Origin of the sequence: uncultured Stenotrophomonas sp. (genome assembly GCF_963519925.1) — a bacterium.
In the GTDB taxonomy this organism is placed as follows: Bacteria; Pseudomonadota; Gammaproteobacteria; order Xanthomonadales; family Xanthomonadaceae; genus Stenotrophomonas; species Stenotrophomonas maltophilia_AE.
This window is the reverse complement of the sequence record NZ_CAUQPH010000051.1, coordinates 1-25,846: the sequence shown is the minus strand read 5'-3', so window position 1 is coordinate 25,846 and position 25,846 is coordinate 1. Positions and strand designations below refer to the sequence as shown.

The following is a 25,846-nucleotide window of genomic DNA, read 5'->3' as shown; positions in this document are numbered from 1 at the left end:
CTGCTGGACGGCGCCGTCCCGCAAGGCCAGAACGCATTCAAGATCCCGCTTGCCCACCGCGCCATCATCCGCGCGCTCACCACCGCCGCGAACGGCACGGTCACCAACCAGGGCGTGCCCATGCTGCCCACCGGAGATGCCGCATGAACCTGCCCCTGCAGCCGCCGGTCGCCGTCCCCGGCACCGGCCACGTGCCGACCGGCACCGGCACGCCCCGCATCGACGGGCGCGCCAAGGTCACCGGGCAGGCGCGCTATGCGGCCGAATGGTTCCCGGAGGGTGAACTGGTTTACGGCGTGGCGGTGAGCAGCACCATCGCCAAGGGCCGCATCGTTGGCTTCAACCTGCAGTCCGCTGACGCGGTACCCGGCGTGCTGAGGATCATCACCCATCTCAACCGACCGCACATGCGCGGCAATGGCCTGTTCTACAAGGACATGACCGCACCCGCTGGAAAGCCGTTCCGCCCGCTGCATGACGATGAAGTGCTGTACAGCGGCCAGCCGGTGGCGCTGGTACTGGCGGAGACCTTCGAGGCGGCCCGCGAAGCTTCCGAGCGGGTGGAAGTCTTCTATGCGGTCGAGGAGCACGACACCAACCTCCTCGCCGCGATCGGACGCGCGTACGAGCCGCGCAAGATGAAAGCGGGCTTCTCGGAACCGCCCAAGGACAAGGGTGACCCGCAGGATGCCTTCGCCGCCGCGCCCCACCAGGTGGTGGCGGACTTCCACCATGCGGTGGAGCACCACAACCCGATGGAGCTGTTCGCTAGTACCGTCATCCGCGGCGACGACGGCCACCTCACCATCTACGACAAGACCCAGGGCTCGCAGAACAGCCGCTGGTACGTGTCGCACGTGTTCGGCCTGCCCAAGAAGAAGGTCACCGTGCGCAACCCCTATGTGGGCGGCGCGTTCGGTTCCGGCCTGCGCCCGCAGTACCAGCTGGCCCTGGCGGTGATGGGGTCGCTCGCCCTGGAACGTTCGGTAAGAGTAGTGCTGACCCGCCAGCAGATGTTCACCTTCGGCCACCGGCCGGAAACGGTGCAGCGGGTGAAGCTGGCGGCCGACGCGGATGGCAGCCTGCGTTCGATTTCGCACGACGCCATCGCAGAGACGTCCCGGATCGAGGATTACGTCGAGGTCGTGGTCAACTGGAGCGGCCAGCTGTATACCTGCGACAACGTGCACCTGGGCTACAAGCTGGTCGACCTGGACCAGTACAGCCCGATGGACATGCGCGCGCCCGGCGCCGCCCACGGCATGCACGCGCTGGAAGTGGCCATGGACGAGCTGGCCGCGAAGATCGGCATGGACCCGTTGGCGCTGCGCCTGAAGAACTACGCCGAGACCAACCCGGCCGACGGCAAGCCGGTTTCCACCAAGGCGCTGCGCGAGTGCTACCAGCTGGGGGCCGAACGCTTCGGCTGGAGCGAGCGCGCACCGTTGCCGCGCGCGCGTCGCGAGGGCGACGAATGGGTCGGCTGGGGCATGGCCACGGGCCAGTGGGATGCGATGCAGATGTTCGCGCGCGCCCATGCCGAACTGCATGCCGATGGCCGGCTGGTGGTGAGCAGTGCCGCCAGCGATATCGGTACCGGCACCTATACGGTGATGAGCATGATCGCCGCCGAGGCGCTGGGTTTGCCGCTCGAGCAGGTGAGCTTCCAGATGGGCGATTCCACCCTGCCCGTCGCGCCGATCGAAGGCGGCTCGTCCCACGTCGCCACCGTCGGCTCGGCGGTCGAGGGGGCCTGCGGGAAGTTGAAGAAGCAGCTGCTTGCGCTGGCCCGCAAGCAGGGCCGCACCGAATTCGCACGCGCGCGGCTGGAGGATGTGGTGTTCGCCGGGGGACGCATGTTACTGGGCGCTGACCCTGCCACCGCGATCCCGCTGAGCGACCTGCTCGCCAGCGGAGGGCTGTCCAGCATCGACGCCAAATACCTGCTGCTGCCCAACATCCTGGAGCAGCGCAAGTTCGTCCGCGCCACCCACAGCGCGGTGTTCGTGGAGGTCCGGGTGGACGAGGAACTGGGCACGGTGCGGGTGATGCGGGTGGTCAGCGCGATCGCCGCCGGGCGCATCCTCAATCCAACCACCGCACGCAGCCAGATCATCGGCGGTGTGATCTGGGGTATCGGCGAGGCGCTGCACGAGCAGACGGAGTCGGACCACCGCTTCGGCCGGTTCATGAACCACGACCTGGCCCAGTACCACGTGTCCGTGAACGCCGATATCCACGACATCGAGGTGCTGTTCGCCGACGAGGACGACCGGGTGGTGAGCAGCCTGGGCGCCAAGGGCGTGGGCGAGATCGGCCTGGTCGGGGTGTCCGCCGCGATCAGCAACGCGATCTACCACGCCACCGGCAAACGCATCCGCAGCACCCCGATCACCCCGGACAAGGTCATGCGTTGACCGTCGCGCCTGCCTTCACCCGTTTCACCGTATGCCGACTGCGTCTGCCCCAGGATGGCCAGGTCGGCACGCCTGGGGCGTGCCTGTGCCTATCCCGTGAGCCAGGCGGCCGCAGCCAACGAGGAGCCAACCGATGCCTACCCCTCCGCACCTTTCCCTGTCGCGACGCGACGTGCTGAAACTCGGCGCCGGATCGGCCACCACCATGGTCCTGCCCGCGGCCGTTGCCGAAGCGCAGGGAAACCCGGCCGGGGCCCGTGCGCCGGTCAGCGCCGAGGTCGCCTTCGAGGTCAACGGTCGGCCGCGCACCCTGCAGCTGGACACCCGGGTGACCCTGCTCGATGCGCTGCGCGAGCACCTGCACCTGACCGGCACCAAGAAGGGCTGCGACCATGGCCAGTGCGGCGCGTGCACGGTGCTGGTCGACGGCCGCCGGATCAACGCCTGCCTGACCCTGGCAGTGATGCACCAGGGCGCGAAGATCACCACCATCGAAGGTCTGGGCAGCCCGGACAAGCTGCATCCCATGCAGGCCGCGTTCGTGAAGCACGACGGCTACCAGTGCGGCTATTGCACGCCGGGCCAGATCTGCTCGGCGGTGGCGGTTTTGCAGGAAGTGCGCGACAACATTCCCAGCCACGTCACCGGCGACCTGCAGGCGCGGACCCCGCTCTCCACCGATGAGATCCGTGAGCGCATGAGCGGCAACCTGTGTCGCTGCGGTGCTTACTCCAACATCATCGAGGCGATCGAAGACGTGGGAGGTAAGCGCGCATGAGGGCCTTCAGCTACGAACGCGCCACCTCCCCGGCCGAAGCGGCCGCCGCGGCAGCCCGTACGCAGGGCGCGCGCTTCATCGCCGGCGGTACCAACCTGCTGGACCTGATGAAGCTGGAGATCGAAACGCCGGCGCATCTGATCGACGTGAACGGGTTGGCGCTGGATACCATCGAGGCGACCGAGGACGGCGGCCTGCGCATCGGTGCGCTGGTGCGCAACACCGACCTGGCTTCGGATGCACGCGTGCGCCGCGATTACGCACTGCTGACCCGCGCGCTTGTCGCCGGTGCCTCCGGCCAGCTGCGCAACAAGGCCACCACGGCCGGCAACCTGCTGCAGCGTACGCGCTGCCCGTATTTCTACGACACCGCCCAGCCCTGCAACAAGCGCCTGCCCGGCAGTGGTTGCGGCGCGATCGGCGGGTTCAGCCGGCAGCTGGCGGTGGTCGGCACCAGCCCGGCCTGCATCGCCACCCATCCCAGCGACATGGCGGTGGCGATGATGGCGCTGGACGCGGTGGTGGAAACCATCCGCCCGGATGGGTCCAGCCGGCGCATCCCGCTCAATGACCTGTACCGCGCGCCCGGCACCACGCCGCAGGTGGAAACCGTGCTGGACAAGGGCGAATTGATCGCCGCCGCCGTACTGCCTGCCCCGCTGGGCGGGACCCACATCTACCGCAAGGTGCGCGACCGCGCCTCGTACGCCTTCGCGCTGGTGTCGGTGGCCGCGGTGGTCCAACGCGACGGCAGCGGTCGGGTCGCCTTGGGCGGCGTAGCCTACAAGCCCTGGCGCACGCCGGAAGCCGACGCACTGTTGCCGCAGGGTGCCGCGGCCGTCATGGCCTCGCTGCTGAAAGGCGCGACGCCCTCGTCACAGAATGCCTTCAAGGTGCAGCTGGCCGAACGCACGCTCGCCGCCGTGCTGCTGGAGGCGAAGGGATAAGCCATGAAATTCGACACGCCTGCCGGCAAGAATCCAATCGACCAGCTCAAGGTGGTCGGCCAGCCTTTGAATCGTATCGATGGTCCGCTCAAGACCACCGGCCATGCCCCGTATGCCTATGAACGCCACGATGCGGTGGCCGCGCCGGCGTACGGCTACGTGGTCACCGCCGGCATCGCCAAGGGCCGGGTCAGCAGCATGGAACTGGATGCCGCGCGCCGCTCGCCCGGGGTGCTGGCCATCGTCACCGCCGACAACGCCGGGCCGCTGCAGAAGTCGCAGCGCAATACCGCCGCACTGCTGGGCGGTCCGGAGATCTCGCACTACCACCAGGCGCTGGCGCTGGTGGTGGCCGAGACCTTTGAACAGGCGCGTGCCGCGGCCGGCCTGGTCAAGGTGCGCTACACCACGCAGAAAGGCGCTTACGACCTGGCCGCCGCGAAAAAAGCCGGCACCAACTTCCAGAAGACCGACCCGGATGCCCGCGTGGGCGATTTCGAAAAGGCCTTCGACGAAGCACCGGTGACCTTGGACGCGATCTACCACACGCCCGACCAGTCGCACGCGATGATGGAACCGCACGCCACCCTCGCTGCCTGGGAGGGCGACAAGCTCACCGTGTGGACCTCCAACCAGATGATCGACTGGGGCAAGACCGACCTGGCCAAGACCCTGGGGTTGCCGAAGGAGAACGTGCGCCTGATTTCGCCGTACATCGGCGGCGGCTTCGGCGGCAAACTGTTCGTACGTTCGGACGTGCTGCTGGCCGCATTGGGTGCCCGCGCCGCAAAGCGCCCGGTCAAGGTCGCGCTGTCGCGCCCGCAGATCGCCAACAACACCACCCATCGCCCGGCCACGCTGCAGCGCATCCGCCTGGGGGCCACCGCGCAGGGCACGCTCACCGCGATCGGTCACGAATCGTGGTCGGGCAACCTGCCCGGCGGCTCGCCGGAAGAGGCCATCCAGCAGACCAAGCTGATGTACGCCGGTGCCCACCGCCTGGCCGGCCTGCGCCTGGCGCAGCTGGACCTGCCCGAAGGCAATGCGATGCGCGCGCCGGGCGAAACCCCGGGGTTGATGGCGCTGGAAATCGCGATGGATGAAATGGCCGAGAAGCTGGGCCTGGATCCGGTCGAGTTCCGGATCCGCAACGATACCCAGGTCGACCCGGCCAATCCGCAGCGCCCCTTCTCGCAGCGGCAACTGGTGCAGTGCCTGCGCGACGGTGCGCAGCGCTTTGGCTGGGACAAGCGCAATGCCCGCCCCGGCCAGCAGCGTGATGGCCGCTGGCTGGTGGGCATGGGCGTTGCCGCCGGTTTCCGCAACAACCTGGTCATGAAATCCGGTGCGCGCGTGCGCCTGGATGCCAATGGCCAGGTCACGGTCGAAACCGACATGACCGACATCGGCACCGGCAGCTACACCATCCTCGGCCAGACCGCAGCGGAGATGCTGGGCGTGCCGATTGAACAGGTGACCGTGAAGCTCGGCGATTCCAGTTTCCCGGCCTCGGCCGGGTCCGGTGGCCAATGGGGCGCCAACAGTTCCACTGCGGGCGTGTTCGCGGCGTGCACCAAGCTGCGCGAGGAGGTGGCGGCGAAGCTGGGGCTGGACCCGGCCACGGCGACCTTTGCCGACGGCCAGGTCAGTGGCGGCGGCAAGCGGTTCGCGCTGGGCAACGCCGCCGCCGGTGGCGAGCTGGTGGTCGAGGACAGCATCGAGTTCGCCGAGCTGGAAGAGAAGTTCCAGCAGTCCACCTTCGCCGCGCATTTCGTTGAAGTGGGCGTGGACGTGGCCACCGGCGAAAGCCGTATCCGGCGCATGCTGGCAGTCTGCGCGGCCGGCCGCATCCTCAACCCGAAGACCGCGCGCAGCCAGGTGATCGGCGCGATGACCATGGGCGTGGGCGCGGCCTTGTCCGAAGAGCTGGCGGTGGACACGCGGCTGGGCTTCTTCGTCAACCACGACCTGGCCGGCTACGAAGTACCGGTGCACGCCGACATTCCCCACCAGGAAGTGGTGTTCCTGGACGAAACCGACCCGGTGTCGTCGCCGATGAAGGCCAAGGGCGTGGGCGAACTCGGCCTGTGCGGGGTCAGCGCGGCGGTCGCCAACGCCATCTACAACGCCACCGGCACCCGCGTGCGGGAGTACCCGATCACGCTGGACAAGCTGCTGGCGGGGCTGCCCGCGATCGGATGAGCGCCGGACGCGTCGCCACTGCGCTGGATGCCGAGGACGGCAACCCGGGCCGTGTGCTGCAGGCGGCGCTCGATGCGGTGCGCGCCAACCAGCGCGCTGCCTTGGCGGTAGTGCTGGAGACCGAGGGCTCCACGTACACGCGCGCCGGCACCCTGGTGCAGTTCAGCGACGCCGGCCATGTGGGCTGGCTCAGCGGCGGCTGCCTGGAGCCGGAGATCGAAAGGCGCGCGCTGGACGCCGCCGACCGTGGCGCGCTGGACTGGATGGAGATCGATACCCGCGACGACGACGCCATGTTTGGCGGCAATGCCGTGGGCTGTCGTGGTCGGCAGCGGGTCGCGCTGATTCCGATGGCGGCAGTGCCGGGCATCGAGGCCGTGCTGGTTTCCTGGTTGCAGGGCGACAATACCTTGGCATTGCAACTGCACGTCGATGGCCGGCTGAGCTGGCGCTGCGGCGACGCTGAAGTGGCGACGACCCTGCCCAGCCTGCCGGTGGAATGGAACAGCGGTGCCATGCAGTGGCAGTTGCAGTGGCGCCCGGCGCCCAGCGTGCTGCTGCTCGGCGCCGGGCCGGAGGCCACGCCGCTGCTGCCACTGCTGCAGGGGCTGGGGTGGCGGGTGCAGGTGGTGGAGCCGCGCGAACGCTGGCGAGCACGCCTGCCCGACGCCCTGCCGCCGCCGGGCACGCAGCGCCCCGGTGAAGTTGTGTGGTCCGGCGCGTCGCCCGACGTGGTGCTGGTGATGCATCACAACTTCGAGTTGGATCGGGACGCACTGGAGCAGTTGGCGGCCACGGAGATCCCCTTCATCGGCCTGCTTGGCCCCGCCCGACGCCGCGATGACCTGTTCAAGGTGCTGCCGGCGGCGGACTGCGCCGCGCTGTCGCCCCGCCTGCGCTCACCGGTCGGGCTGGCGCTGGGCGGTCGCGGTCCGGATGCGATCGCGCTGAGCATCGCGGCCCAGCTGCAGGCGTGGCGTCACGCCGCACCGGGACTGTCATGACCGCGGGCGCGCTACGCGGCCATGCCGTGGTGGTTCTGGCGGCCGGCGCCAGCACGCGCCTGGGCCAGCCCAAGCAGCTGCTGCGCATCGACGGTGAAACGCTGCTGCACCGCATGGTGCGGCTGGCATGCGGCACCACGCCCGGCGCCGTGGTGGCCGTGCTGCCACCCGACGCCGATCTCCTGCGCGAAGCGCTGGCCGGCCAGCCGTGCACCCTGGCAATCAATCCCGATCCCGGCCGCGGCATGCGCAGCAGCCTGGACACCGCCGCGTCGTATGTGGCGGAATTCGCGCAGGTGCTGGTCATCACCTGCGATCAACCGGCCCTCGAAGCCGCGCACCTCCACGCCTTGTTGAGAGGCGCCCCAAACGCCTCCTCAGGCTGCGCCGCAACCACAACGCCAGGTAGTGACACGCCATGCGTGTCAACCGACGCCTCAAGCACCCCCGGCGTACCCGCAGTAATCCCAGGCCACTGGTTCACCGACCTCACCCCCGGCACCCCCGACAGCGGCTTCCGCGCCCGCCTGCGCGCCCTGCCCCCGTCGTCGCTGTTCCTGCTGGACGCCCCCGGACTGGCCCTGGACATCGACACCCCCGAGAACCTGCGCACCGCCCGGGCCCTCGGCCTCATCGACCCTGCCTGACCGCTCTCACCCTTCCCACGCCAACCCCTTCGGCGCACGGGTGAATCCCACGGCCCGCAGCGCTTCGCTCACCGCATCGCGCCGCACCGGCTGGTCATCGATCAGTTCCAGCGTGAACGACAGCCGCCGCCCACGGCGCAGCGCGATCGCCAACGCCTGCGCGGCAGCGGCCAGCGCCGAATCTGTTCCGGCGCCGTCGCCGTCGCCGTCGAACCAGGTCAGCAACTGCCGTCCGCCCTGGGCCAGGTACATCCTGAGGTGGCCGCCACCGATCACCACCAGCGCCCCTGGCCGACGTACCGGCCGCAGCACCGCACGGTGCGCCGGCCAGGGCAGTACCGGGCCGAACGGATTGGCAGGGTCCACCGCCGACAGCCCGAGGGTGGCACCGACGCTGCCCTGCGGCTGTGCGTCCGCCACCTCGCGCAGCGCATCGACCAGGCCACGCTCTGCGAACTGCGCACCGCCCATGCCCTCCACGAAACGCCCACGCAACACGCGGCCGGCATCTTCCATGCCGCGGTACACCTGCACCAGCGCGGGGAAACCGCCGGCGATGCCTTCGGCGACGGCGGCACCGCGGGTGACGATGCCGTAGCGGTCCAGCAGCCCTTCGGCGAGCGCCACCGCGCGCACGGTGTCGCTGGTGGCCGGGCGCTGCAGCAGCGACCAGCGACCGGCAAGCGAGGACGTGGAGGTCGCGTCACGCTGCAGCGCGTGGCCGTCGTCGAGCCCGGGCGGGTGCATCATCGCCCTGCCCCGCGCGTACCGGCCCTGCCGCGCAGGGCTGACCACGCGCGGACGCGATGGACGCGCGCCGGACAGATGTCGAAGCGGCGTCCACAGATCGGTGCTGACCCATCCGGCCCAGGCCAGCTCCCACAGCGCATCGTGCAGCGCCTCCGGATCCGGCCCGTCGATGTCGGCGCCCTCCGTGCGCGCCAGCACCGCTGCCCACAGCTGGCGCGCGAAGTACGCGCCGCCGTCGGCCAGCACCTGCAGGATCGCCGCCTGCAACGACGACGGCTCGAACGCCGGCGGCGGCGGCAGGGATTCACCCGCCAGCGCCTGCAGGTGCAGCGATACCATGCCGTCGTCGTCGCCCAGCTTGCCGTGTCCCGCCCACACCACGCTGCCGGTCGCGAGCAGGCCGTCCAGCAACGCGGGCGTGTAGTCGGCCACGCGCGCGGGCAGGATCTGGTTCTCCCATGCGGAGGCCGGCAACGGAACCCCTGCCAGCAGTTCCACCACGCGCAGCACGCCATCGGCGCCCTGCAGCGGTCCACCTGCAGGCACGGCTCCGGTGCGGTTGGCGACGGCGGCATCGGCCACCAGCTCTTGGCGCTGCATCAGCAGGCCGACATAGGCTTCGCGCGGGGCTGGGCGGGTCGCTTCACGCGCCGCCTGCAGCGAGCGCATCCGCAAGCGCTGCAGCACGCCTTCGCCCACCCATTCGCGCCGCGCCAGCGGCACCGGTCCGGTCGCACCGGCATCCGGCGCATCACGCTGCGCAACGCCGAAGTGGCCGCCGAGCACCTTGCCCTGCGCCGACAACGCCTCCAGTCCCGCATCGGCCACCGCCACGCCCAGGCCCCAGTGCTGCGCGACCTCCGCAGTGGTGAACGGCGCATGGGTGCGGGCGTAGCGCCCCAGCAGTTCCCCCAGCGGATCGGCGCCCGGCTGCAGGAAGATGGCGGGAAGCCCGTCCGGCAGCACCACGCCCAGCGCATCGCGCAGCCGCGCGGCGTCTTCCACCGCCGCCCAGCACGGGCGGCCGGCAAGCAGCAGCGGGAAGGCGCGTTGTTCGCGTTGAAGTGCGGCCAGGTGCGTCGCCGCGTGCGGGGCATCGGTCAGTCGCAGTGCGGCGTCCGCTTCGCTCAACGGACCCAGCTCGCGCAGCAGGTCGGCCAGCCCTTCCTTGCCGCTCGCCGGCCGCTCCGGTGCCAGTCGCTGCAGCTCACGCTCGACCTGTTCCACCACGGCCGCGTCCAGCAGTTCGCCCAAATCCACTTGGCCGAGCAGCTCGCCTAGCAGGCCGGTATCCAGCGACAGCACCGACGCACGGCGCTCGGCCAGCGGCACATCGGTGCCATACATGAACTCGGCCACATACCCGAACAACAGGTTGGCGGCGAACGGCGACGGCACCTCGGTGGTGACTTCGGCGATCTCGATGCTGCCCTCGGCCAATCGTCGCATCAGCGCATCCAGCGCGTCCAGGTCGTAGACATCCTGCAGGCATTCGCGCGCGGTCTCGATCAGGATCGGAAACTCCGGATAGCGCTGTGCGATGGCCAGCAGTTCGGCCGAGCGCAACCGCTGCTGCCACAGTGGTGAACGCCGTCCCGGGCTGCGCCTTGGCAGCAGCAGCGCACGCGCGGCGCATTCGCGGAAGCGCGCCGCGAACAGCGCCGAGCCGCCCACCGACTGGTTCACCTCGCGGCGCAGCCGCTCCGGATCGAACAGGAACAGCTCCGCGCCGGGCAGCCGTCCGGTCGAATCGGGCAGCCGCAGGATGATGCCGTCGTCGCTGGCCACTACGGCCGGATCCACGCCCCAGCGGTCCTGGATGCGCGCGGCCAGGGCCAGCGCCCACGGATCATGCACGCGTCGTCCGTACGGCGAATGCAGCATCACCCGCCAGTCGCCGGACTCGTCGCGGCAGCGCTCGACTACCAGCCGGCGGTCGGTGGGCAGCACGCCGGTCGCCTGGCGCTGCTCGTCGAGCAGGCCCACGATGTTGGCGATCGCATTGGGTTGCAGGCCGCAGCGCTGCAGGTCCTGCAGATGCGCGGGCGCGATCGCGCCGCTGGCCGCATCGGCATCCATCGCCGCCAGGAAAGCGCCCACCGCCTGCCCCAGCTCCGCCGGGCGGCCCACGCCTTCGCCGCGCCAGAACGGCAGCCGCGCCGAACGTCCCGGCGCCGGCGTCACCACCACCTGGTCGTGGGTGATCTGCTCGATGCGCCAGGAGGTGGCACCCAGCGTGATCACGTCGTTGACCCGCGATTCGTGCACCATTTCCTCGTCGAGTTCGCCGACCCGGCGCGAGCCCGCCCGTTCCTCGCCTTCCGGCAGCATCACGCTGTACATGCCGCGGTCGGGAATGGTGCCAGCGCTGGTCACGGCCAACTGTTTGGCCCCGGGGCGCGCGCTCAGCTCGCCGCGCTCGCGGTTCCAGACCAGCCGGGGCCGGAAGCCGGCGAAATCGTCGGACGGGTAGCGTCCGGCCAGCATGTCCAGGGTCGCATCGAAGGCGCTGCGTGGCAGGCTCGCGTACGGCGCGGCGCGGCGCACCGTGGCGTACCACTGCTCAACCTGCAGCGTCTCCATCGAGGCCGCGGCCACGGTCTGCTGGGCCAGCACGTCCAGCGGGTTGCGCGGTGGGTCGACCGCCTCGATCTGCCCCGCCAGCATGCGCTGGATGGCCACGGTGGCGTCGATGAGGTCGCGCCGGGTGCGCGGATACACCAGCCCGGTCGACGTGCCGCCGACCTGGTGGCTGGCGCGTCCGATGCGCTGCAGCGCGCTGGCCACCGAGGGCGGCGCGGCGACCTGGATCACCAGGTCCACCAGCCCCATGTCGATGCCCAGCTCGAGGCTGGAGGTGGCCACCACGCAGCGCAGGCTGCCGTCCTTGAGCGACTGCTCGATATCGCGGCGTTGTTCCTTGGACACCGATCCATGGTGCGAGCGTGCGATCAGCGCCGGACTGTCCAGCACACGCGATACGGTGCTGCCGGTGAACGAGCCGTAGTGTTCCGGCACCGGCGTCGGCAGCGCCTGCCCGGCCTCGCGAGCCGTGCGTTCGGCGTACAGCTCGTTGAGCCGCGCGGTGAGTTTTTCGGCGACCCCGCGCGAGTTGGCGAACACAATGGTGGAACGGCGCTGCAGGACCTGGTCGAGGATGCTGGCTTCCACATGCGGCCAGATCGAACCGGCCTGCCCGCCCATCTCGCGCGCACCCGCTGGCCCCGCCTGCGCCGGCAGGTCGGCCATGTCCTCCACCGGCACCACGATACGCACCTCCAGCTGGCGCGGACTGTCCGGGTCGACCACGGTCACCGGCCGGTCGCCGCCCAGGAACGCCGCCACCCGCTCCGCCGGGCGCACCGTGGCGGACAGGCCAATGCGCTGCGCCGGTACCTGCAGCAGCGCGTCCAGCCGTTCCAGGCTGAGCGCAAGGTGCGTGCCACGCTTGCTGCCCGCCACCGCGTGGATCTCATCCACGATCACGGTGTCGACCTCGCGCAGCGTGTCGCGCGCCTTCGAGGTCAGCATCAGGAACAGCGATTCCGGTGTGGTGATCAGGATGTCGGGCGGGCGCCGGACCATGCGTGCGCGCTCGGCGGTCGGCGTGTCGCCGGTGCGCACTGCCACGCCCAGCGTTACCGGGGGATCGCCGCGCCGCTCGCGCTCCGCATTCACGCCCTGCAGCGGCAGCTGCAGGTTGCGCTGCACGTCGGCGCCCAGTGCCTTGATCGGGGAAATGTAAAGGACGCGTGTGCGGCGTGGCGACGTGTCGTGCAGGCGTTGCCGGAACAGCTGGTCGATGGCGTGAAGGAACGCCGCCAGGGTCTTGCCCGAACCGGTGGGCGCGATCACCAGCGTGTGCTGGCGTTGGCCGATGGCGGCCCACGCAGCCGCCTGGACCGGCGTCGGTGCAGGGAACGCGGAGGCGAACCAGGCGCGGGTGGCGGGTTCAAACGGAACAAGGGCGTGATGGAGAGGCGACGGGCTCATTGACGTCCAGATTACCCGCAGGGGCGTAGAAACAGCGCTACGAATCCAACGTTATTGCCTGGCCATCCACATGAACCGCCCTTCCTGCCCCGCCCTGCTCAAGGCCTCTTTCGCCCTCACCGCGTGCCTGCTGTTCGCGGGCACTCAAACCGCCATGGCGCAGTTCGCGCCGATGTTCAGCCCGCGCGCCACCGACAACGAGCTTCCAAAGCCGGCCAACAGCTGGCGCTTGGCCATCCATGACGCGGCCGAGTCGAACGGCGTCATCAGCTTCCGCATCTGGCTGCAGGAAGAATCGCCGATGCACGTGGACGTTCCGGTCAGCAAAGGCGACTCCGAAGTATCGATTGCCAATGCGGCCCGCAGCGCCATCGGTGAGCGTCTGGGCGACCGCTATCGGGTGGCCGTCGAAGACGGCGATGCCGTGGTGATCGAGGCCCAGCGCGGCTCCCCGGATTTCACGGTCGAACTGCTGCGAGACACCGCCCGTGACGTGGAGATCGCGGTAGCCCAGGAATAACGCGCGAGCCTGCGCACGGACGAAGCACGCCCGTCCAGGAAAGCCTGGGTTAACCTGTGCCCGTTTCCGTCCAAGGCTTCCGCATGCGCACGCTTTACCCGCCGTTGGCTCCCTATCGCGAACACGCGATCGCCGTCGATGACCTGCATACCCTGCACGTGGAAGAATGCGGCACGCCGGACGGCCTGCCCGTGGTTTTCCTGCACGGTGGACCCGGTGCGGGCGTGTCCCCCACCCATCGACGCTTCTTCGATCCTGCCCGCTACCGGATCGTGTTGATCGACCAGCGCGGCAGCGGTCGTTCCACGCCGTTCGGCGAGCTGCGCGACAACACCACGCCACACCTGGTGGCGGATATCGAAGCCGTGCGCGTACGCCTTGGCATCGAACGATGGCTGGTATTCGGTGGCTCGTGGGGCTCCACGTTGGCGTTGGCTTACGCGCAGGCGCACCCGGCGCGCGCCGCCGGGCTCATCCTGCGCGGGGTCTACCTGGGCCGTGCCGAAGAAAACCGCTGGTTCAACGAGGCCGACGGCGGCGCACGCTGGCTGTTCCCCGAACGCTGGGCGCGCTACGCCGCGCATCTGCCGACGGCGGAACACGGCAACATGATCGAGGCCTACTGGCAGCGGCTGGACAGCGGCGACAGCGCCACCCGCATTGCCGCCGCGCAGGCGTGGCTGGGGTGGGAGGATTTTGCCGCCACGCTGGTGCACGAGGTCGATGCCGTGTCCCACGCCGACCCGCTGGATACGCTGGCCAAGGCGCGGATCGAAGCGCACTACTTCCGCCACCACGCTTTCCTGGAACACGGCCAGCTGCTGCACGACGTGCACCGCATCCGCCACCTGTCCGGGGTGATCGTGCAGGGGCGGTACGACATCATCTGCCCGCCGCGCAGTGCGTGGGACCTGGCCCAGGCCTGGCCGGAGGCCCGGCTGGAAATGGTGCTGTCCGGCCACAGCGCGACCGAACCGGCCACGGTGGACGCGCTGGTGCGCGCCACCGATGCGTTTGCCGATCAGGCGGCCTGGTAGCTCGGATAATCGATGTAACCCTGCGCGCCGCCGCCGTAGAACGTGGCGCGGTCCGGGGTGTTCAACGGCCAGCCGTTCTGCAGGCGGGCCACCAGGTCCGGATTGGCGATGAACGGCGTGCCGAAGGCCGCCAGATCGATCAGGCCGGCGTCGACCAGCTGCTCTGCGCGTGCACGGTCCAGGCCGCCGGCCAGGATCAGTGCCGTGTTCGGCAGGTTGCCGCGCATGGTGCGCAGCAGCCCCTGGAACCCGCTCTCGGCGCCACCCTCGACGACCACCTCGCCGACCTTGAAGCCGGACTGGTCCATCAGGTGCACGAACGCCAGGCCGCGCTTGCCGATCTCGCTGCTCAGCGCCGCGTAGGTGCTGTCGATCTCGTCGTGCAGCGGCATGTCGAACAGCTGCCCGTACGGCGACAGCCGGATACCGGTGCGTGCGGCACCGATCCGGGCCACCACCGCGTCGATCACCTCCAGGGTGAAGCGCAGGCGGTTGTCCATGCTGTCGGCCGAGTATTCATCGGTACGGTCATTCACCAGCGGATTGAGGAACTGCTCGTGCAGGTAGCCGTTCGCGCCGTGGATCTCCACGCCATCGAAGCCGGCGTCGATGGCATTGGCGGCCGCTTGGGCGAACTCGCCGACGATGCGGGCGATTTCATCGGTGGCCAGCTGACGCGGTGCCGGCGGCGCGACCAGGGCGGGGTTGCCGGCCTCGTCAAGGCCGAACGCCTGCGCACCCACCGCCTGCTTCGAGCTGGCGCTGACCGGCAGCCTGCCGTCGGCCTGGATGCTCGGGTGCGACACCCGGCCCACGTGCCACAACTGCGCGACGATGCGGCCACCGACCGCATGCACGGAATTGGTCACCAGCCGCCAGCCTTCGATCTGTTCGGGGCGGAAGATGCCGGGGTTGAACAGGTAGCCCTGCCCTTCCTGCGAGATGGGCGTGCCCTCGCTGACGATCAGCCCGGCGGTGGCGCGCTGGGCGTAATAGAGCGCGATGCGCTCGTCGGCAATGTCGTTGGGCGCGCGGGCCCGGGTCAGCGGCGCCATCACCACGCGGTTGCGCAGGGGCGTGCCGGCCAGGTCGAACGGGGTGAACAGGGAAGTCATTGCGGTAGTCCTGGGGAGGGGCCCGCCAGTGCGGGCAGGCGGCCATCGTAGGTAGATGCCGATACAGCTACAATCCCGCCACACGGCAAATCACAATTGCTGAAACAGCATTACCGGAGCATTCCCATGCAGCTCAAGGCCCTGCGGTATTTCCTGATGGTGGCCAACACATGCAGCTTTCTCGCGACCGCCCGGCATTTCCAGGTGCCGGCCTCGTCGGTGTCCCGCTTCATCGCCACGCTGGAGAAGGACCTGGGCCGGCAGCTGTTCTACCGCAGCACCCGTGCGGTGCGGCTGACCGAGGAAGGCGAACGCTTTTACCAGCAGGCCCGCGAAGCGATCGAACTGCTGGATGCGGCAGTGGACGACCTCGGCCGAGACGACGGCGCGTTGAGTGGTCGCCTGCGGATCAATGCCCCGGAGGCCTTTGGTCGGCTTCACGTCGCCCCACTGGTCAACCAGCTGCAGGCGGCGCATCCGGCGCTGGAGGTGGAGCTGCAGCTCACCGATGCCTACATCGACCCGGTGCAGGAAGGCGTGGATATCACGGTCCGGATAGGGCCGCGGGTCGATTCCGGTCTGATCGGCAGGACCCTCGCCGCGCAGCAGCAGATCGTCGCAGCCAGCCCGGCCTACCTGGCCGAGCACGGCACGCCCGACACACCGGCGGACCTGCTCGACCACCGCTGCCTGCTCTACAAGGGACAGTTCGGCCGGCAGCGCTGGTATTTCCGCGAGGCAGCTGCGGAACCGTTCGAAGGCATCAACGTGAGCGGCCCGCTGTGCAGCAACAACGCCGAAGTATTGCTCGCCGCCGCGCTCGAGGGGCACGGCGTGGTGCTGTTTCCCAGCTGGCTGTACCACCGCGAAAGCTTTGCGAAGCAGCAACTGCTACCGCTGCTCGGGGCGTGGGAAGGCTCGGTCGCGACCGAGACCTCCTACATCCAGCTGCTGTCACCTGAGAACAAGCTGCGGTCGCGCAAGGTGCGCGAGGTGACGGCGTTCCTGCTGGAGGGATTCGGCACCCCACCTACCTGGGATCGCCCGACGCCCGCGTAGAGCGACGCTCTGCGTCGCTGCGCGCGTTGCATCGGTCACGCAGCCACGCAGGGCGTGGCTCTACGCTGCGGGAAATACTGTGGTTCGGCTCACCCGTTGCTGCCACGCTTGAGGCGTGGATACGAGCTCCGCCTGCCGCTGCGCTCCTGGGTACGCCGCTGTCCTGGTGGTGTGCCTGCTGCTGGGCGGCTGCGCCACCCTGCCCCGCACCCCGGTACCCGCCGACCAGATCGCCTGGGCCGTGGTGCCCGGCATGCCGGATGTACGCGCCTGGGCCGGACGCCCGAACCGCGACATGGAGGAGGATTTCGAGCAGTCCATCCGCGACGAGCGCCCCGAGCAGTTTCCCGTCGCGGCCGACGGCCGCATCCATTACCCGCACCTGGCATTGTCCGGCGGCGGCGCCAACGGTGCCTTCGGCGCGGGCTTCCTCAACGGGTGGACCGCCACCGGCAGCCGCCCCACCTTCAAGATCGTCACCGGGGTCTCGACAGGCGCCCTGATGGCGCCCTACGCGTTCCTTGGACCGGACCATGACGACGCGTTGCGGCGCTTCTACACCACAACCTCCGACGCCGACGTGTTCGCGGCCGGGAACCCGCTGATGGCGCTGCTGCGCCGCGATGCGCTGGCCAACACCGCGCCGCTGGAGGCACTGATCGCACGCGCCATCGATGCGCCGCTGCTGGCCAGGATCGCCGCCGAACACCGCGCCGGGCGTCGTCTTTACATGGGCACGGCGGACCTGGATTCGCGCCAGTTCGTGGTCTGGAACATGGGCCTGATCGCCACGCGCGGATCGCCGGAGGCGCTGGCGCTGTTCCGGCGGGTGATGCTGGCCTCCGCATCGATCCCGATCGCCTTCCCGCCGGTACTGATCGAGGTGGACGTGCTCGGCAAGCGCTACGACGAAATGCACGTGGACGGTTTCGTCGCCGCCAACATTTTCCTGCACGCTGGCATCATCGATCCGCAGCGCCTCTACAACCGGCTGTCGCGCGCACCCGCCACCTACGACGCTTTCATGATCCACAACGGACAGCTGGCCGCGGCATCGGACCCGGCCGAGCGCTCGCTGCGCGGCATTGCCTTCCGTTCCATCGACGTCGCCGGCCGCGCCGGGATGATCGGCGACCTGTTCCGCGAGTACGCCTACGCCCGGCGCGACGGTGCGCGCTTTGCCTGGGTCACCATCGATTCCCGGCTTGCGCTGGCCGACGCCGCCAGCTTCGATCCGGCGCGCATGACCGTGCTCTACCAGGTCGGCTACGACCGGGCCCGCGAAGGCCCGGTGTGGCTGTCGCGCCCGCCCGGGATGTCGCCCGCCGACGAGCCCTGAACTTTTCCGTGCAGATCACGCCGGCGGGAACACCGCCTTGGCGTCGCGCACGAACAGGGCGCGCAGCTTGTCCCAGAAGTCGCCGCCCAGGATGAACAGACTGACGATCAGCAGCAGGTCGCCGCTCATCGCCATCAGGTGCGGGTGCTGCATGCGCAGCGAGCCCGATTCCGGCGCCACGTATGGACCTATCGAGCTCAGCACGATGACCGCAATGAACAGGATCAGCCCGATCCGGTAACGCAGCGGACTGACCGAAGCAGGCGGCGCGAACCGACGCAGCCGCGCGCCGATCAGCGACTTCAGGTAGGCGAAGCCCGGCTTGCCCATGATCGCCACCGCCAGCACCAGGAACAGCTTGGGGAAGCCGAGCAGCAGCACGCCGTTGAGCGTGGTCTTCAGGCCTTCGGACAGCGACGAGGCTTCCACCACCGGCATCAGGCCAAGCCCGAGGATCCAGCCGACGACCCAGACCGCGACGCCGAGCACCAGTCGCTTCTTCTGTCGCGGATCGTTGGCCGTCGGATTCAGTTCGGGTGCGTCTGCGGAACGAAGCGTGGTCATGGCAGGTCTCCTGGCGCTCAGGGCGCATGGCTTGAAGGCGAAGGTAACGCCGCCGGGCGTGCGGCGACGGTGGCAAAGCGCTGCCAGAGCAGGTGCATCATGCCGAGGGCGAATGCACCGGCCAGCGCGAACTGGGTCAGCCGGGTCAGCCACACCATCACCGACGCCGGCCCGGTCGCGAGCGCGGTGCCGAAGATGATCAACGCCGCGTTGCAGGCGACCAGCGCCACCGCACCGACCGCGCCGCCGACCGCGATGCGCTGGGCGAATCCGATCGATACCAGGAACAGCAGCAGCGCCAGGAACGGCAGGGTCGGTGTGGTCAGCAGCGCCAGGTGCATGCACCAGCCGAGCAGGCCACCGGCAAGATTTCCCAGGATCAGGGCGAGCGCGTGACGCGCGCTCTGCCCTGGGTCGAAATGGATCACCAGCATCACCGTGGTGACGATCACCGGCAACGCATCCACCAGACCGAACAGCAGGTACACCAGCAGGATCGGCAGCATCACCCCCGTGGCCAGCAGCGCGAAGAGCCAGGGGGTAGCGCCCAGCGGCGCGTGTGCAGGCGTGGCGCGCGGTGGTGGCATCGCAGGCCATGCCGCGAAGGTCACCAGGATCAGCGCCAGCGCCAGTCCCATGCCGCGGACCAGGGCCCACGGCAACGCGGCCGCCTGCGCCGGTGCGGTCAGCACCACCACCGGTATCACCGCCAGGCAGATCAGCAGCAGCATCGCCGGCAGCTTGGGACGCCCTTGCAGCAGTGCATGGAACCCCAGCAACATGCCCAGCGCGGCGAGCCCGAACAGCACCACCGGCACCCCGCGCAGCAACGACGCCAGCAGGTACGGCAGCCACGCAACGACCGCCATCACCGCGACCAGCCCAACCGCCATGCGCAGCGTCGGTCGTACCGGCAGGCTCGCCAACAGTACCGCTGCCAGCACGGCGGCGAGGAAGCTGGGCCACCAGCCCAGCACCTCACCGATCACGAATGCCGCCGTCACCGCGACCGCGAAGCGCAGCACCGGATGCGTTGCTGCGCGCTCCATGCCGGGGGGCGGCGCGTTCATTGCAGGTAGCTCAGCTGCGCGACCACCCAGATCCATGCCCGGGCCAACGGATTGAGCAGCGAGCGGTCCGCGGTCAGCACCACCACGCTGGCCTGCGCGCCACTGCGCCCCGGCGACAACGCGGCTGCATTGCCGGCCGCACCGTCCAGCGCGATGCGGACCGGGAAGCGCTGCGGTTCGCGCAGCCAGCCGGTCGGCGCGTCGACCGTCGGCAGCTGGCCGGTGGGTGATTCCCCGCCGTTGGCAATGCCCCAGCCGACGCTGTGCACGCGCGCGGGGAACACGTCGCCCGGCTGGTCGTCAAAGGTCACGTACGCGCGGGCACCGGGACGGATCCGGCCCAGCTGGTTCTCGCGCATCGCAGCGGTCACCCAGCGTGGACCGTCGGCCATGAAACCGAGTACCGGCTGGCCGCGGCTGACGAATTGCCCCGGGGCCAGCCGCAGGTTGGTGATCGCGCCGGCACCGGGGGCCAGCACGGTGGTGTGGCGGAGTTCGAGGGTGGCCTGTTCCACTCCCGTCAGCGCCTGCAGCACCTGCGGATGCCCGGCCGCGCCATCGCCCAGCCGGATCCGGGCACGCTCGGACTCGGCACGGGCGCGCTCGATCTCGGCACGGGTCCGGGCGATGTCGCTCCGCGCACGAATCGCCGAGGTCTCCGACAAGGCGCGTTTTGCCGACAGGTCCAGCACGATCTTTCCCAACTGCTGGCTGGTGGCAAGCTCCACCTGCTGCCGCTGCAGCTGCGCGGCAGCCACCCGCACGTCGGCCGCGCTCGAATCCACGCCCTGCTGCGCCACTGCCAGGCTGGCCTGCGCCGCGCGCAGCGCGATGTCGAAGGGCCGTGGGTCAATCCGGAACAGCGGCTGCCCGGCCTTCACCGGCTGGTTGTCACGTACGTCCACGGCGACCACCGGGCCGCTTACTTCCGGCGCGATCTGGACAAGGAAGGTCTGCACTGTCGCCTGCGAGGTGTACGGGGTGAAGCGGTCGGCGATGAGGTGGTACACGAACACCAGCAACAGCGCCGCCAGCGTGAGGCGAACGATCCGGCGCACGGGTGCCGGTCCTGCGGCTGCGGGGGCCGTCGCCTCGGCTGGCGGGGCTGCGGTCTGCATCGACGGTTCCTGGGTGGGAGGCGGGGTCATTGCGCGGCCTCCGTGGCCCAGTCGCCACCCAGCGCCTGGTAAAGCGCGACCAGTGCCCGATAGCGGTTGCCCCGTGCGCTGCTCAACGCCAGTTCGGCCGAGAACAGGCCACGTTCGGTATCCAGTACTTCCAGGTGGTCCGAGTAACCGTTGTCGTAGCGTTCCACCGCCAGGCCGACCGCACGCCGCAGCGCTGCCACGCGCCGCTCCAGCGACGCCACCAGCGTAGTGTTCGACTGGATGGCCACCAGGGCGTCATCCACGTCACGGAACGCATCCTGGATCGCACTCTGGTAGGCCAGCACGGCCTGCTGGTTGCGTGCCTCAGCCTGCTGGTTGGCGGCGGCGATGCTGCCACCGGCGAATATTGGCCCCAACAGCTGCCCGGCAAACGACCACGTCCGCGCCGGCCCGGTGAACAACCGGTCCAGCTCAGCGCTGGCCGAGCCGGCGTCCCCGCTCAACGACAGGCGCGGAAAGTAGAGCGTGCGGGCCACGCCGACGCGCGCGTTGGCCGCCACGAGGGCCTGTTCGGACTGCAGGATGTCCGGGCGCCGCGCCAGCAGGTCGGAGGGAAGCCCGGGCGGAACGGACGGCGCATGCAGGGCCTGCAGCGTGCCCGCACGTGCGATGGCGCCGGGGTTGCGGCCAACCAGCACCGACAGCGCGTGCTCCTGCGTGGCCAGTGCCTGCTCCAGCTCTGGAATGGCCGCCGCCGCGCTTTCGTATTCGGCGGTCACCTGCAGCATTTCCAGTTCCGACAACGCCCCGCCGTCCAGCCGCTGCTGGAACACCGCTACATTCTGGCCTCGGCCTGCCAGCGTTGCGCGTGCTATCTCCAACTGGCGGTCGAGGTCCAGCAGCGTGATGTAGCCGGTCACCACTGCCGCCACCAGGGTCAACGCGACGCCACGTCGCGCCTCCTCGGTGGCCATCAGCTCGGCACGTGCGGCCTCGCGCTCGCGTCGCAGGCGCCCCCAGAGATCGAGCTCCCAGCTGGCCGACAGCAGGCCTGCGTAAGTGCCACCGGCGCCGACGCCCGGGGTGCGCTGGCGCCCGGCAGCCACGCCATAGCCGAGCACCGGAAGCGCTTCGGCGCGGACGGCTGCGGCCCGCGCGGCGAACTCGTCCACCCGCGCCGTGGCGATGCCGAGATCATGGTTGGCGCGCAATGCCTCGTCGACCAGCGCGTCGAGCTGCGCATCACCAAAGTGGCGCCACCAGCGCGGCACCTCCGCCAGCGTTGCGACCGGATCCGGTCGGAGTGGCGTGGAAGCAAAACGATAGTGCGACGGTACCTGCACCGTGGGTCGTACATACGCCGGCCCCTGCACGCAGCCGGCGAGCAACAGGGCGGGCAGCAGCACCCCTGCAGCCGGGAGACAGCGTCGCGCGCACCGCAGGCACTGCATGGCGCCACCCTGGCGTTGGGAAGTCTGTTGTCTGAACGCAGGGCGCACCGACAAGCGGCCGCCCCCGTTCATTCCCATCATGCGCGCTGCGGCGCAGCGCGGGCCTCAGTACTTCTACTGGTGGTGCAACGCGGTCAGTGCGCGCTGCTGCCCCGGCTGGCCAACAACGCGATGGCGCGGTCCGGCAGGTGCCAGTGTCCGTGCTCGTCGGCCTGCACCGGCGCGTCGTCGACCGAGGTGATCAACAACCGCCATGGCGTGTTGTCCAGCGGCGGCGGCACGAAGGCCTGTGGCTCCGCGGCAGCATTGACCAGCAGCAACAGCTGGATGCCCTCCACCCCGTTGCCGTTGCCGTCGCCGTCGGCGGGCATCGCCGGCAGCTGCAACATCAAGGCCCGCTGCTGCGGTGCGTGCCAGTCGCCTTCCTGCATCGGCTGGCCGTCCGGGCGGATCCAGTGCGCGGCGTCGGTGCCGTGGCCGTCGCGGGCGTCGAGGAAGCGGCTGCGACGCAGCTGCGGGTAGCGTCGGCGCAGCGCCAGCAGCCGCCGTACGAACAGCGACTGCTGCTGGCCTTCTTCGCTCGCCGCGCGCTCCCAGTCGATCCAGTTGATCGGGTTGTCCTGGCAGTACGCGTTGTTGTTGCCGTTCTGGGTGCGACCGAACTCGTCCCCTGCCAGCAGCATCGGCGTGCCCTGCGCGAGCAGCAGGCTGGCCAGCAGGTTGCGCATCTGCCGGCGACGCAGCGCCAGGATGCCGGGGTCGTCGGTCGCCCCCTCCGCGCCATGGTTCCAGGAAATATTGTGGTCGGTGCCGTCGCGACCTTCCTCGCCATTGTCGAGGTTGTGCTTGTCGTTGTAGCTCACCAGGTCGTGCAGGGTGAAGCCATCGTGCGCGGTCACGAAATTGACCGACGCTGACGGCCGGCGACCGTTGTGGTCGAACAGGTCCGCCGAGCCCATCAGGCGCGTGGCGAACTCGGAGAGCTGGCCTTCGTCGCCCTTCCAGAACGCGCGCAGGTTGTCGCGGAAGCGGTCGTTCCACTCGGCCCAGCCCGGCGCGAAGTTGCCGAGCTGGTACCCGCCGGGCCCGATGTCCCAGGGTTCGGCGATCAGCTTGACCTGGCTCAGCACCGGGTCCTGGCGCACCGCGTCGAGGAAGCTGCCGGACGGATCGAAGCCGGCGCGTTCGCGCCCGAGGATGGTGGCCAGGTCGAAGCGGAAGCCGTCCACGTGCATGTCCTGCACCCAGTAGCGCAGCGAATCCATCACCATGCGCAGTGCGCCGGCGTTGGTCAGGTCGAACGTGTTGCCGGTGCCGGTATCGTTGATGTAGTAACGACGGTCGTCGGCCAGGCGGTAGTAGCTGGCGTTGTCGATGCCCTTGAACGACAGCGTCGGACCGAGTTCGTTGCCCTCGGCGGTGTGGTTGTAGACCACGTCCAGGATCAACTCCAGCCCGGCGTCATGCAGGCTGGCCACCATCTGCTTGAACTCGGCGATGGTGCTGGTGGAGAGGAACGACGGGTCCGGTGCGAAGAAGCCGAGGGTGTTGTAGCCCCAGTAGTTCTTCAGCCCGCGCTCGACCAGGTACTGGTCGTCCACGTGCGCATGCACCGGCAGCAGTTCCAGCGCGGTCACGCCCAGCTGTCGCAGGTGGTCGGACAGCGCGTCGGAGCGCAGCGCCGAGAACGTGCCGCGCATGGCCTCGGGCACGGCCGGGTGCTGCATCGACAACCCGCGCAGGTGCGCTTCGTAGATGACCGTCCGGTCCCACGGCGTGGCCGGGCTGCGGTCGGCGCCCCAGGTGAACGCCGGGTCGACCACCACGCAGCGCGGCACGTAGGCCGCGCTGTCGCGCCGGTCGAAGCTCAGGTCCTTGTCCTTGTGGCCCAGGGTGTAGCCGAACAGGTGCGGTGCCCATTTGATCTGGCCGACCAGCTGTTTCGCGTACGGGTCCATCACCAGCTTGTTGGGGTTGAAACGGTGGCCGGCCTCCGGCGCGTACGGTCCGTGCACGCGGTAGCCATAGCGCTGGCCGGGCCGCGCGTCCGGCAGGTAGCCGTGCCAGATCTCATCGGTGTACTCGGGCAGGCGGATCCGCTCCACCTCGCGCCCGCGTTCGTTGAACAGGCACAGCTCCACCTGCGTGGCGTGCCGGCTGTACAGCGAGAAGTTGACGCCCAGCCCATCCCAGGTGGCACCCAGCGGGTACGGTCGCCCTGCCCTGACCCGCGTCTGCCCTGCGCCGTTGGCGGTACTCATCGCGGTACCTCCTGGTCGTGCAGGAGCGCTTCGATCTCGGCGGCGACCAGCCGCTCGGCCATCTGCCAATGACGTGCCGATTGTCCTTCCGGGCGGCCTTCCGCCTCCCAGATCTGCCGGGCCAGTTCCCGGGTGCGTTCGGCTTTCTGTTGCTCGTCCATCGTCATATCTCAGCAGGTTGAATGAATCGCGACCGGGCTGCCGTCGAACAGCTGCCGCAGGCGCAGGGGAGTGCCATCACTGACCAGCGCGGCGCCGGTCAGGAGGTTGCGGTAACGCCCGGGCGGGACCGTCAGTGACGCCCCGCCCCAATGCGAAGCGGACAGCGCGGCGCCCTGGCGGGCAGGCTGCGCCGCGGTGTGGTGCGCCACCGCCACCAGCAGCCGCTGGCCGGCGCGCTCGCGCTGGAAGGCCAGCATCGGCACGTCGCGGTCCGGATGCAGCGGCTGGTAGCTTCCTTCGGCAAACAGCGCGGGTCGTTCCCGTCGCAGGGCCAGCACGTCACGCAGCAGGCGCGCCTTGACGGCGCCGTCCTGCCACTGCGCCAGCAGCTGCGGCCAGCGGCGTGCATCGTCGAGCCAGGCGCGGCGCTGCGCGTAGTCCACCTCGCGGCGATTGTCCGGGTCCACCAGCGACAGGTCCCAGCCCTCGGTGCCCTGGTACAGGTCGGGCACGCCGGGCACGGTCAGCCGCAGCGTGAGCTGGGCCAGCGCGTTGCGGGCGCCGGCGGCGCCGACATGCTCCGCCGCCTGCTGCAGGACGCCGCGCAGCGAGGCCGTGGCCGGGTGCAGCAGCAGCTGTTCGATGAAGGCCTGCGTGCGGGTTTCGAAGGCGGTATCCGGGTCGGTCCAGGACGAAAACAGATCGGCTTCGCGCAGCGCTTTCAGCTGCCACTGCACGACCCTTTCAGTGAAGCTTCGCGGGTCCTGCAGGCCCTGCGTCGGCCACGCGCCGAGCAGGGCCTGCCACAGCATGTGGCGCAGCGCCGGCGGTGGCAGCGCCAACCCGACGCGTGCGGCGCGACGATCCAGGGTGAGCACCTGCCTGGCCCACCACTGCGGCTGCTCGGACAGCACCGCCAGCCGCGCACGGCTGTCTTCACCGCGCTTGTGGTCATGGGTGGCCGTGGCCAGCATGGCCTGCGGGTGGTGGTGGGCGCGCATCAGCGTGCGCGTGTGCAGGGCACGGGTGGACAGGGCGAAATGGTCGGGACGGCTGCCGACCTCGTTGCGCGAGAGCAGCACGCCGTAGCGGTAGAACGCGCGGTCCTCTACCGCCTTGGCGTTGAGCGGCGCGCTGAGCTGCTGGAAGCGCCGCCGCAGCGTGGCGCGTGCGCGCGCATCGCCGCTGGCGTCGCGGAAGCAGGCAGCAATCCAGCCCGCCGCCAGTGCCGTATCCGCCGGTTCCTCGCGCTCCACGCTGTCCAGCACCGCGTCCCAGCGACGCTGGTCGTGCTCGTCGAAGCGGGTTGGCGTGGCATACGTCCGGTAAACCGGGAAGCGCACCAGCAGCGCGGTCAGCGCACGCGACAGCAGCGCACGCCCGAACCGGGCGCTGGCCGGCAGCGCGGCGCGCTCCATGCG

Annotated in this window: 18 protein-coding genes and 1 pseudogene; 10 read left to right on the top strand and 9 right to left on the bottom strand. The window is 69.7% G+C overall.

The features are described from left to right. Positions 1-143: 143 nt before the first annotated feature. The 6 genes from RWO33_RS11080 (at position 144) to RWO33_RS11055 (ending at position 7,995) form a co-directional block, all read left to right on the top strand. A complete protein-coding gene (locus RWO33_RS11080) occupies positions 144-2,417 on the top strand; it encodes a xanthine dehydrogenase family protein molybdopterin-binding subunit (protein WP_314104871.1) in 2,274 nt (757 codons plus the stop codon). Positions 2,418-2,550: 133 nt separating this feature from the next. Further along, positions 2,551-3,195 (top strand): aldehyde dehydrogenase iron-sulfur subunit PaoA, encoded by a 645-nt coding sequence (paoA, locus tag RWO33_RS11075; RefSeq protein ID WP_145477511.1) that lies wholly within the window; start codon positions 2,551-2,553, stop codon positions 3,193-3,195. Further along, complete coding sequence (locus tag RWO33_RS11070) at positions 3,192-4,142, top strand: xanthine dehydrogenase family protein subunit M (protein ID WP_314104870.1); 951 nt, start codon at positions 3,192-3,194, stop codon at positions 4,140-4,142. The genes paoA and RWO33_RS11070 overlap by 4 nt, the downstream gene beginning before the upstream one ends. A gap of 3 nt (positions 4,143-4,145) precedes the next feature. Then, entirely contained in the window at positions 4,146-6,344 is a 2,199-nt protein-coding gene (paoC, locus tag RWO33_RS11065) for an aldehyde oxidoreductase molybdenum-binding subunit PaoC (RefSeq protein ID WP_314104869.1), read from the top strand. Further along, positions 6,341-7,348, top strand: a complete 1,008-nt coding sequence (locus tag RWO33_RS11060; protein WP_314104868.1) for an XdhC family protein — start codon at positions 6,341-6,343, stop codon at positions 7,346-7,348. The genes paoC and RWO33_RS11060 overlap by 4 nt, the downstream gene beginning before the upstream one ends. Continuing rightward, entirely contained in the window at positions 7,345-7,995 is a 651-nt protein-coding gene (locus RWO33_RS11055; protein ID WP_314104867.1) for a nucleotidyltransferase family protein, read from the top strand. The genes RWO33_RS11060 and RWO33_RS11055 overlap by 4 nt, the downstream gene beginning before the upstream one ends. Before the next feature lie 6 nt (positions 7,996-8,001). Here the strand turns inward: RWO33_RS11055 and RWO33_RS11050 are convergent, their stop codons facing one another. After that, positions 8,002-12,738: an ATP-dependent helicase gene (locus RWO33_RS11050; RefSeq protein WP_314104866.1), complete on the bottom strand. Its 4,737-nt coding sequence runs from the start codon at positions 12,736-12,738 to the stop codon at positions 8,002-8,004. Positions 12,739-12,808: 70 nt separating this feature from the next. Here RWO33_RS11050 and RWO33_RS11045 point away from each other — a divergent pair, with 70 nt between their 5' ends. Together RWO33_RS11045 and pip are read left to right on the top strand one after the other, a co-directional pair. After that, positions 12,809-13,258, top strand: coding sequence for a hypothetical protein (locus RWO33_RS11045; RefSeq protein ID WP_314104865.1), 450 nt, complete (start codon positions 12,809-12,811; stop codon positions 13,256-13,258). A gap of 83 nt (positions 13,259-13,341) precedes the next feature. Then, positions 13,342-14,295 (top strand): prolyl aminopeptidase, encoded by a 954-nt coding sequence (gene pip, locus RWO33_RS11040; RefSeq protein ID WP_314104864.1) that lies wholly within the window; start codon positions 13,342-13,344, stop codon positions 14,293-14,295. Here pip and RWO33_RS11035 read toward each other — a convergent pair. Beyond that, complete coding sequence (locus RWO33_RS11035; RefSeq protein ID WP_314104863.1) at positions 14,280-15,410, bottom strand: alkene reductase; 1,131 nt, start codon at positions 15,408-15,410, stop codon at positions 14,280-14,282. The genes pip and RWO33_RS11035 overlap by 16 nt on opposite strands. Positions 15,411-15,536: 126 nt before the next feature. On the opposite strand from RWO33_RS11035, the gene RWO33_RS11030 reads away from it, so the two are divergent. After that, positions 15,537-16,469, top strand: a complete 933-nt coding sequence (locus tag RWO33_RS11030) for a LysR family transcriptional regulator (RefSeq protein ID WP_314104862.1) — start codon at positions 15,537-15,539, stop codon at positions 16,467-16,469. Positions 16,470-16,584: 115 nt separating this feature from the next. Continuing rightward, positions 16,585-17,808 carry a patatin-like phospholipase family protein gene (locus RWO33_RS11025; RefSeq protein ID WP_314104861.1) on the top strand — a complete coding sequence of 408 codons (1,224 nt, stop codon included), beginning with the start codon at positions 16,585-16,587 and terminating at the stop codon, positions 17,806-17,808. A 15-nt stretch (positions 17,809-17,823) separates the two neighbouring features. On the opposite strand, the gene RWO33_RS11020 is transcribed toward RWO33_RS11025, so the two are convergent. The 7 genes and pseudogenes from RWO33_RS11020 to RWO33_RS10990 all read right to left on the bottom strand — a co-directional run. Continuing rightward, a complete protein-coding gene (locus RWO33_RS11020; RefSeq protein WP_314104860.1) occupies positions 17,824-18,372 on the bottom strand; it encodes a hypothetical protein in 549 nt (182 codons plus the stop codon). Between the two features lie 17 nt (positions 18,373-18,389). Next, positions 18,390-19,442: a DUF2955 domain-containing protein gene (locus RWO33_RS11015; RefSeq protein ID WP_314104859.1), complete on the bottom strand. Its 1,053-nt coding sequence runs from the start codon at positions 19,440-19,442 to the stop codon at positions 18,390-18,392. Continuing rightward, positions 19,439-20,500 (bottom strand): HlyD family secretion protein, encoded by a 1,062-nt coding sequence (locus RWO33_RS11010; RefSeq protein WP_314104858.1) that lies wholly within the window; start codon positions 20,498-20,500, stop codon positions 19,439-19,441. The genes RWO33_RS11015 and RWO33_RS11010 overlap by 4 nt, the downstream gene beginning before the upstream one ends. Positions 20,501-20,586: 86 nt before the next feature. Continuing rightward, positions 20,587-21,957: an efflux transporter outer membrane subunit gene (locus tag RWO33_RS11005; protein WP_314104857.1), complete on the bottom strand. Its 1,371-nt coding sequence runs from the start codon at positions 21,955-21,957 to the stop codon at positions 20,587-20,589. A 179-nt stretch (positions 21,958-22,136) separates the two neighbouring features. Next, positions 22,137-24,263 carry a glycogen debranching protein GlgX gene (glgX, locus tag RWO33_RS11000; RefSeq protein WP_145477496.1) on the bottom strand — a complete coding sequence of 709 codons (2,127 nt, stop codon included), beginning with the start codon at positions 24,261-24,263 and terminating at the stop codon, positions 22,137-22,139. After that, positions 24,260-24,424, bottom strand: a complete 165-nt coding sequence (locus RWO33_RS10995) for a DUF2934 domain-containing protein (protein WP_083214152.1) — start codon at positions 24,422-24,424, stop codon at positions 24,260-24,262. The genes glgX and RWO33_RS10995 overlap by 4 nt, the downstream gene beginning before the upstream one ends. Positions 24,425-24,433: 9 nt before the next feature. Further along, positions 24,434-25,846, bottom strand: a pseudogene (locus tag RWO33_RS10990) (malto-oligosyltrehalose synthase); the annotation flags it as partial.